This window comes from Kitasatospora sp. NPDC056651, from assembly GCF_042792155.1.
Classification (GTDB): domain Bacteria; phylum Actinomycetota; class Actinomycetes; order Streptomycetales; family Streptomycetaceae; genus Kitasatospora.
This window is the reverse complement of record NZ_JBHTWX010000048.1, coordinates 1-16,322: the sequence shown is the minus strand read 5'-3', so window position 1 is coordinate 16,322 and position 16,322 is coordinate 1. Positions and strand designations below refer to the sequence as shown.

Annotated in this window: 7 protein-coding genes and 1 riboswitch; of the genes, 1 reads left to right on the top strand and 6 read right to left on the bottom strand. The window is 74.8% G+C overall.

Annotated elements, in window-relative coordinates; all coding sequences use genetic code 11:
* Positions 1 to 30: 30 nt before the first annotated feature.
* On the bottom strand, positions 31 to 744 hold the full coding sequence (locus tag ACFRAR_RS19895; protein WP_380699426.1) for an IclR family transcriptional regulator: 714 nt from the start codon (positions 742 to 744) through the stop codon (positions 31 to 33).
* 196 nt (positions 745 to 940) lie between these two features.
* A riboswitch (SAM riboswitch) is annotated at positions 941 to 1,084 on the bottom strand.
* A gap of 121 nt (positions 1,085 to 1,205) precedes the next feature.
* Positions 1,206 to 2,279, bottom strand: a complete 1,074-nt coding sequence (locus ACFRAR_RS19890) for a hypothetical protein (protein WP_380699425.1) — start codon at positions 2,277 to 2,279, stop codon at positions 1,206 to 1,208.
* 256 nt (positions 2,280 to 2,535) lie between these two features.
* On the opposite strand from ACFRAR_RS19890, the gene ACFRAR_RS19885 reads away from it, so the two are divergent.
* The gene (locus ACFRAR_RS19885) at positions 2,536 to 5,775 is read left to right on the top strand and encodes a BTAD domain-containing putative transcriptional regulator (RefSeq protein WP_380699424.1); all 3,240 of its coding nucleotides are present in this window, start codon (positions 2,536 to 2,538) and stop codon (positions 5,773 to 5,775) included.
* Between the two features lie 77 nt (positions 5,776 to 5,852).
* Here the strand turns inward: ACFRAR_RS19885 and ACFRAR_RS19880 are convergent, their stop codons facing one another.
* The 4 genes from ACFRAR_RS19880 to ACFRAR_RS19865 all read right to left on the bottom strand — a co-directional run.
* A complete protein-coding gene (locus ACFRAR_RS19880) occupies positions 5,853 to 6,080 on the bottom strand; it encodes a hypothetical protein (RefSeq protein WP_380699423.1) in 228 nt (75 codons plus the stop codon).
* A gap of 157 nt (positions 6,081 to 6,237) precedes the next feature.
* Positions 6,238 to 7,050, bottom strand: coding sequence for a dimethylargininase (ddaH, locus tag ACFRAR_RS19875; protein ID WP_380699422.1), 813 nt, complete (start codon positions 7,048 to 7,050; stop codon positions 6,238 to 6,240).
* Between the two features lie 48 nt (positions 7,051 to 7,098).
* Positions 7,099 to 8,394 (bottom strand): MFS transporter, encoded by a 1,296-nt coding sequence (locus tag ACFRAR_RS19870; RefSeq protein ID WP_380699421.1) that lies wholly within the window; start codon positions 8,392 to 8,394, stop codon positions 7,099 to 7,101.
* Between the two features lie 5 nt (positions 8,395 to 8,399).
* The coding region (locus ACFRAR_RS19865) for an amino acid adenylation domain-containing protein (protein WP_380699420.1) at positions 8,400 to 16,322 on the bottom strand (7,923 nt) is incomplete at its 5' end.

The window sequence follows — 16,322 nt, the reverse complement described above, 5'->3', positions numbered from 1 at the left end:
CCCGGCAGGTCCGCCCGCGCGCCGACCCGGTCAGGGGTTGCGCAGGGCCTCGGTGAGCCGGTGGGCCGCCTCCAGGACGGCCTGGGAGAGCTGGGCGCCCGGGTGGCGGGTGAGCCGTTCGATGGGGCCGGAGACGGAGACGGCGGCCACCACCCGGTTCGACGGGCCCCGCACGGGCGCGGAGACGGAGGCGACGCCCGGCTCCCGCTCCCCGATGGACTGGGCCCAGCCCCGGCGCCGTACCCCGCTCAGCGCGGTGGCGGTGAACCGGGCGCCCTGCAGCCCCCGGTGGAGGCGCTCGGGCTCCTCCCAGGCGAGCAGGATCTGCGCGGCGGAGCCGACCTTCATCGGCAGCGTGACGCCCACCGGCACGGTGTCGCGCAGGCCGGTCAGCCGCTCGGCGGCGGCCACGCAGATCCGGACCTCGCCCTGGCGGCGGTAGAGCTGGGCGCTCTCCCCGGTGATGTCGCGCAGGTGGGTGAGGACCGAGCCGGCGGCGGCCAGCAGCCGGTCCTCGCCGGCCGCCGTCGAGAGCTCGGTGAGCCGGGGGCCGAGGGCGAACCGGCCCTGCATGTCACGGGTGACCAGCCGGTGGTGTTCGAGGGCGACCGCCAGCCGGTGGGCGGTGGGGCGCGCCATGCCCGTGGCGGTGACGAGTCCGCCCAGGGTGGCCGGGCCGGCCTCCAGGATGCCGAGGATCGTGGTGACCTTGTCGAGCACGCCGACGCCGCTCGTGTTCTCCATGGATGGGTACTCCAGTCTCAGTGCCCGCGAGCAGTGGGTGGTCCTGCTCACGGCGGCTCCCGGCGGGAGCCGGGGGTGGTCAGCGAGGACGGGCCGGAGAAGTCGGCCGATTGCCTGCGCCGGGCACGAGACGGGTACGCGGAAGGGCCGGGGCGGTCAGCGCCCGGGCGAAGGACAGCACAGAGAGCACCGTGTCTCCTCATCTTTTCCCGCGCCACATTGGCGACAGGCCGGAGTTGGCACTGACCCCGGACGGCACGGCGTGTACTTCGGACGCCGGGTCGATCGGGGAGTTGCCGGGGCTTCGTAGGGCCGGTCCCTCCACCCCTCTGGATGATTCGCGACGAACGATACCCAGCTCCGGGCGCCTCGCCAAACGGCGCCCCTTCCACCGTGCGCCGGCCAGGACCCTGACCACGGTCCTGTCCCCGGCCCTGACCACGGCTCTGACCAGCACTGTTTCAGCGGGGACGCGGCTCGGTCAGGCCGGCCCGGGAGTCCTGGCCGGCGCCGCCGGGGGCCGTGGCGTCCCAGGCGTGCAGGGCGGCGAGGGCCGCGGTGCGCTCGGGCGCCGTCGGCCGGGTGCCCTCCGGGGCGAGCAGGTAGTCGGCGACCGGGGTGAGCAGCAGGGTGGCGGCTCCGGCGGGCAGGAGCAGGGCCTCGTCCCACTGGTAGCGGGTGACGGTGCGGCGCAGCAGGGTGCCGTGGCGCGGCCGGGGCGGGCCGGCGGAGGTGCGGCGGCGGCGGAGTTCGGGCTCGATCTCGCTCTCCAGGGCGGTGCGCACCTCCCGCAGGGGGCCGAGCGGCACGTGTTCGGCGGCGAGGTCGAGGAGCGCGGCGGTCTCCGGGGCGAGGCGGTAGGCGGCGACCACGGCGGCGGTCTCGACGGGTTCGAAGGGCTGCCCGGCCAGCTGGGCGACGTCGATCACGTCGGCCGCGCGGAAGGGCCGCCCGAAGCCGTCCTCGGCGAGGGCGATCAGGCATTCGACGTGGTCGTCGGCGGCGAGGTAGGGGCGGACCGGGACGGTGGCGAGGTCGCCGGTGAGCGCGGCGGTGGCGACCCGCACCTGGTACCACGGGTCGAGCAGCGGGTCCTCGGCCGGCCAGCGCAGGGTGACGGCGGTGTGCCGGGGGCGCTCGCCGAGCAGGCTGACCTCCACGGACTCCACCGGGTGCTCGGTGACCAGCCGGTTCACGGCCTGCCAGAGCGCGGCCTCGGTGGGGCTGACGAGGCTGAGCTCGCCCAGCGGCCGGGGCAGCTCGGGCGGGTAGTGGCCGGCCAGCGGGAGGCCGCGGATCGGGCGGACCCCGGTGGCGTCGGCGAGTCGGCGGGCGAGGCGGGCGTAACAGTCGGCCCGGTCGCGGGCGCGCCGCAGCTCGGCCCGGGCGTGCCGGCCCATCCGGACGCCCTCCCGGGCCAGCGCGGCGAGCACCAGGTACGGGAGGTCGCGGTCGGCGCGGGCGCGGTGGAGCAGTTCGCCCGGTCCGGCGGCCGGGTCGACGTCGAGCAGCCGGTAGAGCAGGTCGGTGTTCATGGGCTCCGTCTCCGAGGGCCGTGGTGGTCGCCCGGACGGCGGCAGGGCGACCGGGGTGTGGCGAGCCCCGCGGATCGTGCCGGGCCGACTCGGGTGCCACACCAGTGATTGTGGTGACGGTCGATCAACACCCGATCACCGTCGGGTCGACGATCCCTCGACAGCTCGGCTGGTGCCGTGGGTTGATAGGGACTCATCATTTCGGGGGTGGCACGTGCGCGTGCGGGGGCGAGCACACGAGGCGGGCAGGTGCAGGATGGGTGATTTCCGGTTCTCCGTGCTGGGACTGATGCGGGCGCAGCGCGGTTCCACCGTGCTGAAGGTCGGCAGTCCGCAGCAGCAGGCGATGCTGGCGGTGCTGCTGCTCCGTCCGGGGCACGGCGCGAGCGCCACGGACCTGATCGACGCCCTGTGGGGCGAGGAGCCGCCGAGCACCGCGATGACGACGGTGCGCACGTACGCCTGGCGGTGGCGCAAGATCCTCCACGGCGAGGGGCCGGACGCGCCGAACGTGCTGACCTCGGTCGGGGACGGCTACCGGCTGGTGCTGCCCAAGCACGCCGTGGACGCGGCGCGGGCGGAGGAGCTGGCGGCGCAGGCCGAGCGGACGGCGGCCGCCGGGGAGCCGCAGCAGGCGCGCGACCTGCTGAACCAGGCGCTGGAGCTGTGGCAGGGCGAGCCGTTGACCGGCATCCCCGGCCCGTTCGCCCAGCGGCAGCGGCAGCGGCTGGAGGAACTGCGGCTGACCCTGCTGGAGGAGCGGATCTCGCTGGACCTCGCGCTGGGGCGGTTCTCCCGCTGCATCCCGGAGCTGACCTCGCTGACCACCGAGCACCCGCTGCACGAGCGGGCGTACGGGCTGCTGATGCGCGCCCTGTACCAGGCCGGGCGCCAGGCGGACGCGCTGGCGGTGTTCCGCGGCGCGCGCCAGCTGTTCCTGGACGAACTGGGGGTGGCGCCCGGGGCGGAGCTGGATCTGCTGCACCAGCGGATCCTGGAGGGCGACCCGGCACTCGCCCCGGCGCCGCCCGTCGCACTGCGCTTCGGCCTCACGGAACCGGCCGAGCCGCAGGCCGAGCCGCCGGAACCGCCGGCCGCCGGCGCGGCGCCGGAGGCCCCCGCCACGCCCTCCGCACCTGCCGCGCCGCCGCCCAGGCCCGCCCAACTGCCGCCCGACGCCGCCGACTTCACCGGCCGTACGGGCCTGGTCGAGCGGCTGGGCCAGGCCCTGGGCGCCCCGGGGCGGCAGGCGCTGGTGATCGCGACCGTGGTCGGTATGGGCGGGGTCGGCAAGACCGCGCTCGCCCTGCACGTCGCCCACCGGGTCCGCGAGGCCTACCCGGACGGGCAGTTGCACGCCGACCTGCGGGGCGCCGACGCCACCCCGGCCGATCCGGAGGCGGTGCTCAGCGGGTTCCTGGTGGCGCTCGGCGTACCGGCCGACGCGGTGCCGGACGGGCTGGACGCCCGCTCGGCGCTCTTCCGCTCGGTGGTCGACGGGCGGCGGCTGCTGCTGGTGCTCGACAACGTCCACGACACCGCGCAGATCAGACCGCTGCTGCCGGGCGCGGTCGGCTGCGCCGTGCTCACCACCAGCCGCACCCGGCTGTCCGGGCTGCCCGCCGCCGTCCAGGCCGACCTCGGCGTCTTCGAACCCGAGGAGGCGCTCGAACTGCTGGGCCGCACCATCGGCGCCGAGCGGCTGGCCGCCGAGGAGGAGGCCGCGCGGGAGCTGCTGCTCGTCTGCGGCCACCTCCCGCTCGCGGTGCGGATCGTGGCGGCCCGGCTCGCCGCCCGGCCGAGCTGGACGGTGCAGACGCTGGGCCGCCGGCTGGCCGTCGAGCGCCGGCGGATCGACGAGCTGCGGATCGGCGACCTGGAGGTGGAGGCCGCCTTCGAGCTGAGCTACCGCCAGTTGACGCCCGCCCAGGCCCGGGCCTTCCGGCTGGCCGCCTCGGTGGACGGCCCGGACCTCGGGCTGGAGGCGGCGGCGGCGCTGCTGGACCTGGACGAGTACGACGCCGAGGACCTGCTGGAGGCCCTGGTGGACGTGGCGATGATGGAGTCGCCCTTCCCCGGTCGCTACCGCTTCCACGACCTGCTGCGCGCGTACGCCCGGCGCCGTCCGGACCACCCCGACGCGGCCGTCGCGGCCCGCGACCGGATGCTGGACCACCTGCTGGCCACCGCGTGCACGGCCTTCCAGCACGCCGTTCCCGGGGACCCCGCGGCCGGCGCCCTGGGGCCCGCGCTCAGTGCGGGCGTCCGCCTGGACGGCCCGGACGGGGCGCGGACGTGGGCCGAGGCGGAGAGCACCGGGGCGATCGCGCTGGCCGCGCAGGTGGCGGGCTGGACGGTCGCGGAGGACGGCGCGGCGGCGCGGCCCGAACCGGGGACACGGCCCGAACCGGCGGCGGAGCTCGAACCGGGGACGCGACCCGAACCGGGAACGGAGCTTGAACCGGGAACGGAGTGCGCACCCGGGGCGCGGCCGGAGCCGCTGCGCGCCGCGATCGACCTGCTGATCGCCCTCACCCCGTTCGCGCTCGCCCCGCCCAGCCGTCAACTGACCACCACCGCCGAGGCCCTGGCCGCCGCCGCGGTCCATCGCGCCGACCACCGGGCAGCCGGTCGGGCGCACTTCCTGCGCGGCAACGTCGCGCTGGCCGCCACCCGGCTGGAGGAGGCCGAGGAGGCGTCCCGGCTGGCGGTGGCCGCCTCCCGCACGGCGGGTGACACGGTGATCCTGCGCCAGGCACTGAACGACCTCGGCCTGGTCTGCCAGTTCCTCAGCCGCTACGACGAGGCCGTCGGGCACTACGACGAGGCGCTGCTGCTGGCCCGCGAGCTCGGCCACCGCTCCGGGGCGCTGGTGACGACGGTGAATGCGGCGCTGGCCCGGGTGCGCAGCGGGCGGGCCGCCGAGGCGGTGCCGATCTGCCACGAGGTGCTGGCGGAGCTGCGGACCCGGCACGACGATCCGGGCCGGGCCTACACGCTGTACGTGCTGGGGCTGGCGCTGCACGGGCTGGGGCGGCACGAGGAGGCGGTCACCTGGTTCGGCGAGTGCCTGGCGGTGGCCTCGGCGGCCGGTCTGCGGGCCCGGGCCGGGCACGCCCGCTACCGGATGGCGGACAGTCTGCGCACGCTGGGCCGCACGGAGGAGGCGCTGGAGCACGCCGGGCAGGCGCTGGAGCTGTGCGAGGAACTGGGTGCCGAGCGGGACCAGGGCCACGCGCTGGTGGTGCTGGGCCGGACGCTGGCGGACCTCGGGCGGGAGCGCGAGGCGCGGCTCCGGCTGCGGGAGGCGCACCGGATCTTCGTCCGGCTGGGGCTGCCGGAGGCGGAGGAGGTGGCGGGGCTGCTGCCCCGGGAGGGTGCGGGGCCGGCTGGGGCTGCCGGGGCGTCGGTTCCGGCGGTGACGGTGGTTCAGTCCGTGCCGTCCGTTCCCTCGGTGCCGGCCGTGCCGTCCGTTCCGTCCGCGAGGGGCTGCTGAAGAATCGATCCTGCGGCTGGTTCCGCGGGTGCTCGGGGGCCGGCTGTCCGGGAGCCGGTCGTTCGGGAGCGTGGCGCTCAGGAGCCGGTGCTGTTCCAGTCGCCGCCGGCGCCGCCGGTCGGGGTGGGGGTCGGGGTGGGCGTCGGCGTCGCGTCGCCGCTCACCACCGTCACCACCCCGGCGTCGGCCGCCTCCGCCACGGCGACCGTCACGGAGAGGCCCGCGCCCAGGGTGATCGCCACCCCGAGGCCGACCGTGAACAGCCGGAGGCGGGTGCGGGGGGTGGTGGCCGGACGCTGCGTCATCTCTGGCGCTCCCTGGGCTCGCTTCCCTGGTGGGAAGGGGTTCCGTCGTGGTGTGGCACCAGTCTTGCCGGGCGCGTTCAACGGCCGATCTACAGCCGAGCACCGGTGGTCACCATCGACCACCGGTGCTCGGTGAGGCCCCGCGAGAGACGCCCGGTCAGGCCGCCGGGCGGATCTCCAGGGTGCAGCACTTCACGCTTCCGCCGCCCTTGAGCAGCTCGCTGAGGTCCATCCCGATCGGCCGGAAGCCCCGCTCGCGCAGCGCCGCGGCCACGCCCACGGCCGCCTCCGGCAGCACCACGTGCAGGCCGTCGCTGATCGCGTTGAGGCCGAACACCGCCGCGTCGGCGGCGTCCACCAGCAGCGCGTCCGGGAAGAGCCGGCGCAGCACCGCACGGCTGCCGGCCGAGAAGGCCTCCGGGTTGTACATGATCTCGTCGCCGTCCAGCACGGCGAGCGCCGTGTCCAGGTGGTAGAAGCGCGGGTCGACCAGCTCCAGGCCTATCACCGGGCGGCCGAAGAACTCCTGGGCCTCCGCGTGCCCGTCGGCCACGCTGCGGAAGCCCCGCCCGGCCAGCACGTAGCTCGCGGTCGCCAGCAGGTCCCCCTCGCCCTCGTTGACGTGCTCCGGGTCGAGCGTCTCGAAGCCCCGGGCGCGGAACCAGTCCAGGTAGGCCGGGCCCTCGGCGGCCCGCTCGGCGTTGCGGAAGCGCGCCCCGAGCACCCTGCCGTCCACCACGGTGGCGCCGTTGGCCGCGTACACCATGTCGGGCAGGCCGGGCAGCGGGTCGATCAGGTCGACCCGGTGGCCGAGTTCGACGTAGAGGTCGTGCAGCCGCTCCCACTGGGCGACGGCGAGATCGGTGTCCACCGGCTTGTCCGGGTCCATCCACGGATTGATCGCGTAGGTGACGTCGAAATGGGTCGGACGGCACATCAGGAAGTGGCGCGGGCGCGCGGTGCGGGCCATCGGGAGCTCCAGTGAGGGTCGGGTACGAGCGATACAAGCAGGGACCGGTCAGACGGCGGAAACCGGGGGCCGGGTCGGGAAGTCTCGCAGACCGCGCAGCGGGCTGGCCAGCAGTACCGCACCGGCCGAGAGCAGCACGCCCGCCATGATCCAGATGGTGCTGCGGGCACCGATCGTCTCGCCGAGGTAGCCACCGAGCAGGGCGCCCACCGGGATCGCGCTGTAGTTCAGGGTCGCGGAGCTGGCCCGGATCCGGCCGATCATCTCGGGCGGGCAGTAGCCCTGGGAGAAGCTGCCGGCCAGGACGTTGCCCGCCACCACCCCGCAGACCGCGACCGCCCAGGCGAGCGCGCTGACCACCAGCGGCAGCCGGTCGCCCGCCAGCGGCAGCAGCAGGATGAAGGGCGCGACCGCCAGTTCGCAGACCAGCAGACCACGCGCGCTGCCCAGCTTGCGGGCGACCCGTCCGGCCAGCATCGCGCCGGCCAGTCCGCCGACGCTCACCAGCGCGAACACCCCGCCCACCGCGCCCGGTTCGAGCCCCACGCTGCGCACCAGGAACACCGTCTGCACCGCCTGGATGCCGTTCAGCCCCAGGTTGCCGACCGCCGCGAAGCAGGCGAACGTGCGCAGGTACGGATCGCGCAGCAGGAACCGGACGCCCTCGCCGATCTCGCGCGGGATGCCGCGCCGCTCGGACACCGGCGGGGGGTGCTCCTCCGTCCTGATCCGCCGCAGGCAGATCGCCGACACCAGGTAGGTGAGCGAGTCCGCGAACATCCCGCTGACGGCGCCGAACGCCTGCGAGAGCAGACCGGCCGCGCCCGGGCCGGCGATCTCGGCCGCCGAGGCGCCGGAGCGCAGTTTGACGTTGGCCTCCAGCAGGTCGGCCTTGCCGACCAGGGTGGGCAGCACCGCACCGTAGGCGGTGGAGAAGAACACCTTCACCGCGCCGGTGAGCACGGCCACCACCACCAGCTGGGTGAGCGAGAGCACCCCCAGCCAGCCGGCCACCGGCACGCTGCCGAAGAGGACGAGCAGCAGCAGGTCGCAGACCAGCATCACCCGCAGCCGGGGCCAGCGGTCCACCCAGGCGCCGGCCAGCAGGCCGAGGAACAGCCACGGCAGCCAGGCGGCCGCGTTGATCACGCCCACCGCGAGGGGGCTGGCGCCCAGGGTGACCACGGCCACCAGGGACAGGGCCACGCTCCCGACGGCCGTGCCGAAGTTGCTGGTGGTCTCACCGATCCAGAGCCGGCGGAAGTCCCCGTGGGCCCACAGGCCCCACCGGCTGCGCGGCCGGTCCGGCTGCGCCGGTGACTCGATCGGGACGGTGGTGGTCATGGCGCTCACGCTCCGGGCTTCTCGGTGTACTGGAACTTCTCGGCGTTGTCGGGGTTGCCGACGCTCTCCGGCCGCAGTTCGTCGGCGAGCACGGCGGCGATCCGGGCGAGCGACTCCGGGCGGGCCAGGTCGCCGTGGCCGAAGGGCAGCCGGTGGCCCTCGATCCGGCCGTCCAGGTAGGGCCGCCAGACCTCCTCGTACGGCCAGTCGGCCGGCTTGCCGAGGGTGGCGCCGAAGAAGACGGCGTCGCCCCGGTAGCGCCGGGGCTGGTGCTCGGCCATCAGCTTGCGGTGCCGGTCGAACACCTCGGGCAGGATGTGCGCGGCCTCGCCGAGCACCGCCGCCAGCTCGGCCAGGCCGCTGCCGTTCGCCGGGTCGTAGCCCAGCGACCGCAGCAACTCGGCCACCGTGTCGGTGGGTTCGGACGGCGGGGCGGCATCGGTGCGGACCGCCGGGCCGCCGTCCAGCAGGGCCAGCAGTCCGACCGGCGCGCCCTCGGCCCGGAGCCGGACGGCCATCTCCTGGGCGACCACCGCGCCGAAGGACCAGCCCAGCAGGTGGTACGGGCCGGACGGGTGGACGGCGCGGATCTGCCGTACGTAGTCCTCGGCGATCTCGGCGACACTGGCCGGCGCCCCGCCGCGCAGGCCACGGGCCTGGAGGCCGTACACCGGCAGCTCGGGGTCGAGGTGGCGCAGGAGCCCCGAGTAGACCCAGCTGATGCCGGCCGCCGGGTGGACGCAGAACAGCGGGGGCCGGTCGCCGCCGCCGCGCAGGGGCAGCAGCACGTCCAGGGCGTCGGCGGCCGGGCCCTGGTCGAGCCGGCCGTCCAGCCCGGCCACGGTGGGCGCCTCGAACAGCGCCCGCATGCCGAGGTCGACGCCGAGGGCGGTGCGGATGCGCGAGAGGAGTTTCATGGCGAGCAGGGAGTGTCCGCCGAGATCGAAGAAGTTGTCGTCGATACCGACCCGCTCCAGGCCGAGGGCCTCGGCGAACAGGGTGCAGAGCAGCTGCTCGCGCGGGGTGCGGGCCGGGCGGCCCGCCGGGTGGGCGGCGAACTCCGGTGCGGGCAGGGCGCGGTGGTCGACCTTTCCGCTGCCGGTCAGTGGCAGGGCGGGCAGCGCGACGAAGGCGGCGGGCACCATGTGGGCGGGCAGCCGCCCGGCGGCGAAGGCCCGCAGTCCGGCCGGGTCGAGCGGGCGGTCGGTGACCAGGTAGGCCACCAGCCGGGTGCCGCTGTCGTCCGGCCGGACGACGGCCGTGGCGACCTCGGGGTGAGTCGTCAACACCTGCTCGATCTCGCCGAGTTCGATCCGGAAGCCGCGGATCTTCACCTGGTCGTCGGTGCGGCCCAGGTACTCCAGCTCGCCGTCACGGGTGCGGCGCACCAGGTCACCGGTGCGGTACATCCTCCCTCCGGGGGTGAACGGGCTGGCGACGAAGCGCTCCGCGGTCAGCGCGGGCCGGTTGAGGTAGCCCCGGGCCAGACCGGCACCCGCGAGGTACAACTCCCCCGCCACACCCGGCGGTACGGCGTTCAGGTGCTCGTCCAGCACGTACCCGGCGGTGCCGGGGATGGCCCGGCCCAGCACCGGGCGGTCCGCGCCGTCGAGCGACTGCTCCAGGGCATCCACCGTCGACTCGGTCGGGCCGTACAGGTTGTACGCCCGCAGGCCCGGGGTCTCCCGCAGCCGCGTCCACAGCGCCTGGCCGACGGCCTCGCCGCCCACCAGGACGACGCTGGGCGCGGGCTCCTCCAACAGGCCCTCCTCGACGAGTTGGGCCACGAAGGACGGCGTGGCGTTCACCACGTCGATGCCGTGCCCACCGAGGTGACGGACCAGAGCGGCCGCGTCGAGGCGCAAGTCGTCGCCGATCAGGTGCAGTTCATGCCCGGAGACCATCCACAGCAGGCCCTCCCAGGAGGCGTCGAAGCAGAGCGAGGCCGTCAGCGCGAACCGCCGCCGGGGTTGCCGCGCCATCATGCCCGCCCGGTGGCCGGCCAGCAGGGCGGCCAGACTGCCGTGCGAGACCACCACACCCTTGGGGCGGCCGGTCGAACCCGACGTGTGGATCACGTACGCCGCGTCCTCCGGGTACAGGACGAGTCGCGGGTCATCGGCCGGGCCGGGGGTGTCGGTGACGTCCAGGACGGGCAGTTCGGCGAGCAGTTCGGGCAGCGGCCAGCGGTCGTCGGTCAGCACCAGGGCGGGCGCGGCGTCCGCCAGGGTGTAGGCCGTGCGCTCCGCCGGGTACTCGGCGTCCAGGGGGAGGTAGACGGCGCCGGCCTTGAGCACCGCCAGCAGTGCGACCACCGTCTCCACCGAGCGTGGCAGCGCCAACGCCACCACCTCGCCGGGCAGGACCCCGGCACCGATCAGCCGGTGCGCCAGCCGGTTGGCCCGATCGTCCAACTCCCGGTAGGTCAGCGTCTCCGAGCCGCAGACCAGCGCCACCGCCCCCGGCGTCGCCGCCGCCTGGGCCGCGAACACCGCCGGAACGAGCGGCCGCTCCGCAGCCAACGGCGTGACCCCGCGCACCAGTTCGTCCCGCTCCGCCCGGGACAGCAGCTCCGCCCGGCCGATCGGCAGATCCGGACCGGCCGCCACGGCGGCCAGCAGCCGACCGAAGCGCACGGCCATCGCCTCGACCGTCTCCCGGTCGAACAGATCGGTCGCGAAGTCGATCACACACTCCAGACCGGCCGGCGCACCATCCGCACCGAAGGACTCGCCGATGCCGACACTCAGGTCGAACTTGGCCACCGCACGACCCGACGGCTCCACGGAGACATCCAGCCCGGCCGCGTCCAGCGGCGCCGTGTCGCCGCCGCCCTGGAGGACCAGCATCACCTGGAACAGCGGGTGCCGGGCCAGCGAGCGGGCCGGGTTGAGCTCCTCGACCAGACGCTCGAACGGCACGTCCTGATGCGCGTGGGCGTCGAGCTGGGTCTCCCGGACCCGGGCCAGCAGCTCGGTGAAGCTCGGGTCACCCGAGGTATCGGTGCGCAACACCAGGGTGTTGACGAAGAAGCCGACCAGCTGGTCCAGTGCCTCGTCCGACCGCCCGGCCGTCACCGCGCCGATCGGGATGTCCGTCCCGGCGCCGAGCCGGGTGAGCAGAGCCGCGAGCGCGGCCTGGGTGGTCATGAACATCGTCACCCGCTGTTCACGCGCCAACGTCACCAGCGCGCGGTGGAGTTCGACGCCCAGCGGCAGGACGACCCGGCCGCCCCGGTGGCTGGCGACAGCGCCCCGGGGGCGGTCCGCCGCCAGCGCCAACTCCTCCGGAAGGTCGGCCAGCTTGTCGCGCCAGTAGCCGAGTTGGCGTGCGAGCGGTCCCTCCTGGTCCGCTTCGTCGAGCAGCTCGCGCTGCCAGAGCGCGTAGTCGGCGTACTGGACGGGAAGCGGCGCCCACCGCGGCTCGGCGCCCACCGTCCGCGCCGCGTAGGCGGCGGCGAGGTCACGCAGCAACGGACCCATCGACCAACCGTCACCGGCGATGTGGTGCAGCACCAGGACCAGCAGGTGTTCGGCCGGCCCGGCCTGGATCAGGTGGGCCCGGATCGGCAGGTCGGCGGCCAGGTCGAACGGGCGCCCGGCGCAGGCCTCCGGCGCGCTGCCCTCCGGCAGCGACTCCACGGCCACCCGGACCGCCCAGGCCGGCAGGACGCGCTGGTACGGGGTGCCGTCCTCCTCCTCGATCAGGGTGCGCAGGCTCTCGTGCCGGTCGACCAGGTCGCCGAGCGCGGAGCCCAGGGCGTCGGTGTCCAGCTCGCCCGCCACCCGGAGCACCAGCGGCAGGTTGTAGACGGCGCTGGGGCCCTCCATCCGGTCGATCAGCCAGAGCCGCTGCTGGGCGAAGGACAGCGGCACCCGCTCCGGCCGCTCCGCGTACGCGGTCAGCGCGAGCCGGCCGCCGTCCGAGGAGAGCCGGTCGGCGAGCCCGGCGGGCGTCGGCGCCTCGAAGACGTCCCGGACAGCCAGCTCGGCACCCAGCGTCGAACGGACCCGGCTGAGCAGCCGGGTGGCGAGCAGCGAGTGACCACCCAGGGCGAAGAAGTCGTCCTCCACCCCGACCACGTCCAGGCCGAGCACCTCGGCGAACAGGCCGCACAGGATCTCCTCCTGCGGGGTCCGGGCGGCCCGGCCGCCGGGAGCCGAGAGGGCCGTCGGGTCGGGTTCGGGCAGGGCGCGCTGGTCGACCTTTCCGCTGCCGGTCAACGGCAGGGCGTCGAGCGTCACCACGGCGGCGGGAACCATGTAGCCGGGCAGCCGGTCGGCGACGAACCGGCGCAGCGCGTGGGCGAGTTCGGGGCCGGCCTCGGCGGCCGCGCAGTAGGCGACCAGACGGCGGTCCCCGTCCTTACCCTCCCGGACGGTCACCACGGCCTGGCGGACGGCCGGGTGGGCCGCCAACACGGCCTCGATCTCGCCGAGTTCGATCCGGAAGCCGCGGATCTTCACCTGGTCGTCGGTGCGGCCCAGGTACTCCAGCTCGCCGTCACGGGCACGACGGACCAGGTCACCGGTGCGGTACATCCGCTCGCCCGCCACGAACGGGCTGGCGACGAAGCGCTCCGCGGTCAGCGCGGGCCGGTTGAGGTAGCCCCGGGCCAGACCGGCACCCGCGAGGTACAACTCCCCCGCCACACCCGGCGGTACGGCGTTCAGGTGCTCGTCCAGCACGTACCCGGCGGTGCCGGGGATGGCCCGGCCCAGCACCGGACGCTCCGCGCCGTCGAGCGACTGCTCCAGGGCGTCCACCGTCGACTCGGTCGGGCCGTACAGGTTGTACGCCCGCAGGCCCGGGGTCTCCCGCAGCCGCGTCCACAGCGCCTGGCCGACGGCCTCTCCGCCCACCAGCATGACGCTCGGTGCGGGCGCCTCCAACAGGCCCTCCTCCACCAGTTGGACCACGAAGGACGGCGTGGCGTTCACCACGTCGATCCCGAACTCGCGGACGTGGCGGACCAGCTGCCCGGCGTCCCGGCGGACCTCGTCCCCGATCAGGTGCAGTTCATGCCCGGAGACCATCCACAGCAGGCCCTCCCAGGAGGCGTCGAAGCAGAGCGAGGCCGTCAGCGCGAACCGCCGCCGGGGCTGGCGCGCCATCATGCCCGCCCGGTGGCCGGCCAGCAGGGCGGCCAGGCTGCCGTGCGAGACCACCACACCCTTGGGGCGGCCGGTCGAACCGGACGTGTAGATCACATACGCCGCGTCCGCTCCGCGCAGGTCGGCCCTCACAGGCTCCGCCGGACCGGGGGTGTCGGTGACGTCCAGGATCGTGAGCTCTGCGAGCAGTTCGGGCAGCGGCCAGCGGTCGTCGGTCAGCACCAGGGCGGGCGCGGCGTCCGCCAGGGTGTAGGCCGTGCGCTCCGCCGGGTAGCCGGCGTCCAGCGGGAGGTACACCCCGCCCATCTTGAGCACCGCCAGCAGCCCGACCACCGTCTCCACCGAGCGCGGCAGGGCGAGGGCCACCACGGCGCCGGGCAGGACCCCGGCACCGACCAGCCGGTGCGCCAGCCGGTTCGCCCGCGCCTCCAACTCCCGGTACGTCAGCGTCTCCGAGCCGCAGACCATCGCCACCGCCCCCGGCGTCGCCGCCGCCTGGGCCGCGAACACCGCCGGAACAAGCGGCCGCTCCACAGCCAACGGCGTGACCCCGCCCACCAGTTCGTCCCGCTCCACCGGAGACAGCAGCTCCGCCCGGCCGATCGGCAGATCCGGACCGGCCGCGACGGCGGCCAGCAGCCGACCGAAGCGCATGGCCATCGCCTCGACCGTCTCCCGGTCGAACAGATCGGTCGCGAAGTCGATCACACACTCCAGACCGGCCGGCGCACCATCCGGACCGAAGGACTCACCGATGCCCACGCTCAGGTCGAACTTGGCCACCGCACGACCCGACGGCTCCACGGAGACATCCAGCCCGGCCGCGTCCAGCGGCGCCGTGTCGCCGCCGCCCTGGAGGACCAGCATCACCTGGAACAGCGGATGCCGGGCCAGCGAGCGGGCCGGGTTGATCTCCTCGACCAGACGCTCGAACGGCACCTCCTGATGCGCGTGCGCGTCGAGTTGGCTCTCCCGGACCCGGGCCAGCAACTCCGTGAAGCTCGGGTCACCCGACGTGTCCGTGCGCAACACCAAGGTGTTGACGAAGAAGCCGACCAGCTCGTCCAGCGCCTCGTCCGAGCGCCCCGCCGTCACCGAACCGATTGGGATGTCCGTCCCGGCACCGAGCCGGGTGAGCAGAGCCGCCAGAGCCGCCTGGGCGGTCATGAACATCGTCACCCGCTGCTCACGCGCCAACATCACCAAGGAACGGTGGAGTTCGACGCCCAGCGGCAGGACGACCCGGCCGCCCCGGTGGCTGGCGACAGCACCCCGGGGGCGGTCCGCCGGCAACGCCAACTCCTCCGGAAGGTCAGCCAACGTCTGCCGCCAGTAGTCGAGTTGGCGGGCAAGCAGGCCGTCCTGGTCCTCCTCGCCGAGCAGCTCACGCTGCCAGAGCGCGTAGTCGGCGTACTGGACGGGAAGCGGCGCCCACCCTGGCGTGCTCCCCGCCGTCCGCGCCGCGTAGGCGGCGGCGAGGTCACGCAGCAACGGACCCATCGACCAACCGTCACCGGCGATGTGGTGCAGCACCAGGACCAGCACGTGCTCCTCGGCCGACACCCGCAACAGCAGCGCGCGCAGCGGGAGTTCGTCTGCCAGGGCGAAGGGCCGGCGGGAGGCCTCGTCGACGGACGCGCCGACCTCGTCGGCCGGGCAGTCCCGGACCTCGAAGGGCACCGGCGCCGCCCCGGCCGGCCGGATCAGCTGGTGCGGTTCGCCGTCGGTCTCCACGATCAGGGTGCGCAGGCTCTCGTGCCGGTCGACCAGGTCGCCGAGCGCGGAGCCCAGGGCGTCGGTGTCCAGCTCGCCCGCCACCCGGAGCACCAGCGGCAGGTTGTAGACGGCGCTGGGGCCCTCCATCCGGTCGATCAGCCAGAGCCGCTGCTGGGCGAAGGACAGCGGCACCCGCTCCGGCCGCTCCGCGTACGCGGTCAGCGCGAGCCGGCCGCCGTCCGAGGAGAGCCGGTCGGCGAGCCCGGCGGGCGTCGGCGCCTCGAAGACGTCCCGGACAGCCAGCTCGGCACCCAGGGTGGAGCGGACCCGGCTGAGCAGCCGGGTGGCGAGCAGCGAGTGACCACCCAGGGCGAAGAAGTCGTCCTCCACCCCGACCGCGTCCAGGCCGAGCACCTCGGCGAACAGGCCGCACAGGATCTCCTCCTGCGGGGTCCGGGCAGCCCGTCCGCCGGCCAGCGCGGCGAAGTCGGGGGCCGGGAGCGCGGCCCGGTCCAGCTTGCCGTTGGCGGTCAGCGGCAGGGCGTCGAGCGTCACCACGGCGGCCGGGACCATGTAGCCGGGCAATGACTCGGCGGCGAACCGGCGCAGCACGTTGCCGAGTTCGGGGGTGGCGTCCTCGGCCACCGCGCAGTAGGCGATCAGTCGACGGTCCCCGTCGTCGCTCTCCCGGACGGTCACCACGGCCTGGCGGACGGCCGGGTGGGCCGCCAACACGGCCTCGATCTCGCCGAGTTCGATCCGGAAACCACGGATCTTCACCTGGCCGTCGGTGCGGCCCAGGTACTCCAGCTCGCCGTCACGGGCACGTCGGACCAGGTCACCGGTGCGGTACATCCTCTCGCCCGCCACGAACGGGCTGGCGACGAAGCGCTCGGCGGTCAGGACGGGACGGCCCAGGTAGCCGCGGGCCAGACCGGAACCCGCCAGGTACAACTCCCCCGCCACACCCGGCGGCACCGGGTTCAGGTGCTCGTCCAGCACATACCCGGCCGTCCCCGCGACGACCCGGCCCAGCACCGGACGGTCCACGCCGGCCAGCGGCCGGGTGAGGGCATGCACGGTCGACTCGGTCGGACC

What these genes read in the sequence shown, in the direction of transcription:
- ACFRAR_RS19880 (WP_380699423.1), bottom strand. Translation starts at nt 6,080, where the DNA reads ATGACGCAGCGTCCGGCCACCACCCCCCGCACCCGCCTCCGGCTGTTC.
- ACFRAR_RS19885 (WP_380699424.1), top strand. Translation starts at nt 2,536, where the DNA reads ATGGGTGATTTCCGGTTCTCCGTGCTGGGACTGATGCGGGCGCAGCGC.
- ACFRAR_RS19890 (WP_380699425.1), bottom strand. Translation starts at nt 2,279, where the DNA reads ATGAACACCGACCTGCTCTACCGGCTGCTCGACGTCGACCCGGCCGCC.
- ACFRAR_RS19870 (WP_380699421.1), bottom strand. Translation starts at nt 8,394, where the DNA reads ATGACCACCACCGTCCCGATCGAGTCACCGGCGCAGCCGGACCGGCCG.
- ddaH (WP_380699422.1), bottom strand. Translation starts at nt 7,050, where the DNA reads ATGGCCCGCACCGCGCGCCCGCGCCACTTCCTGATGTGCCGTCCGACC.
- ACFRAR_RS19895 (WP_380699426.1), bottom strand. Translation starts at nt 744, where the DNA reads ATGGAGAACACGAGCGGCGTCGGCGTGCTCGACAAGGTCACCACGATC.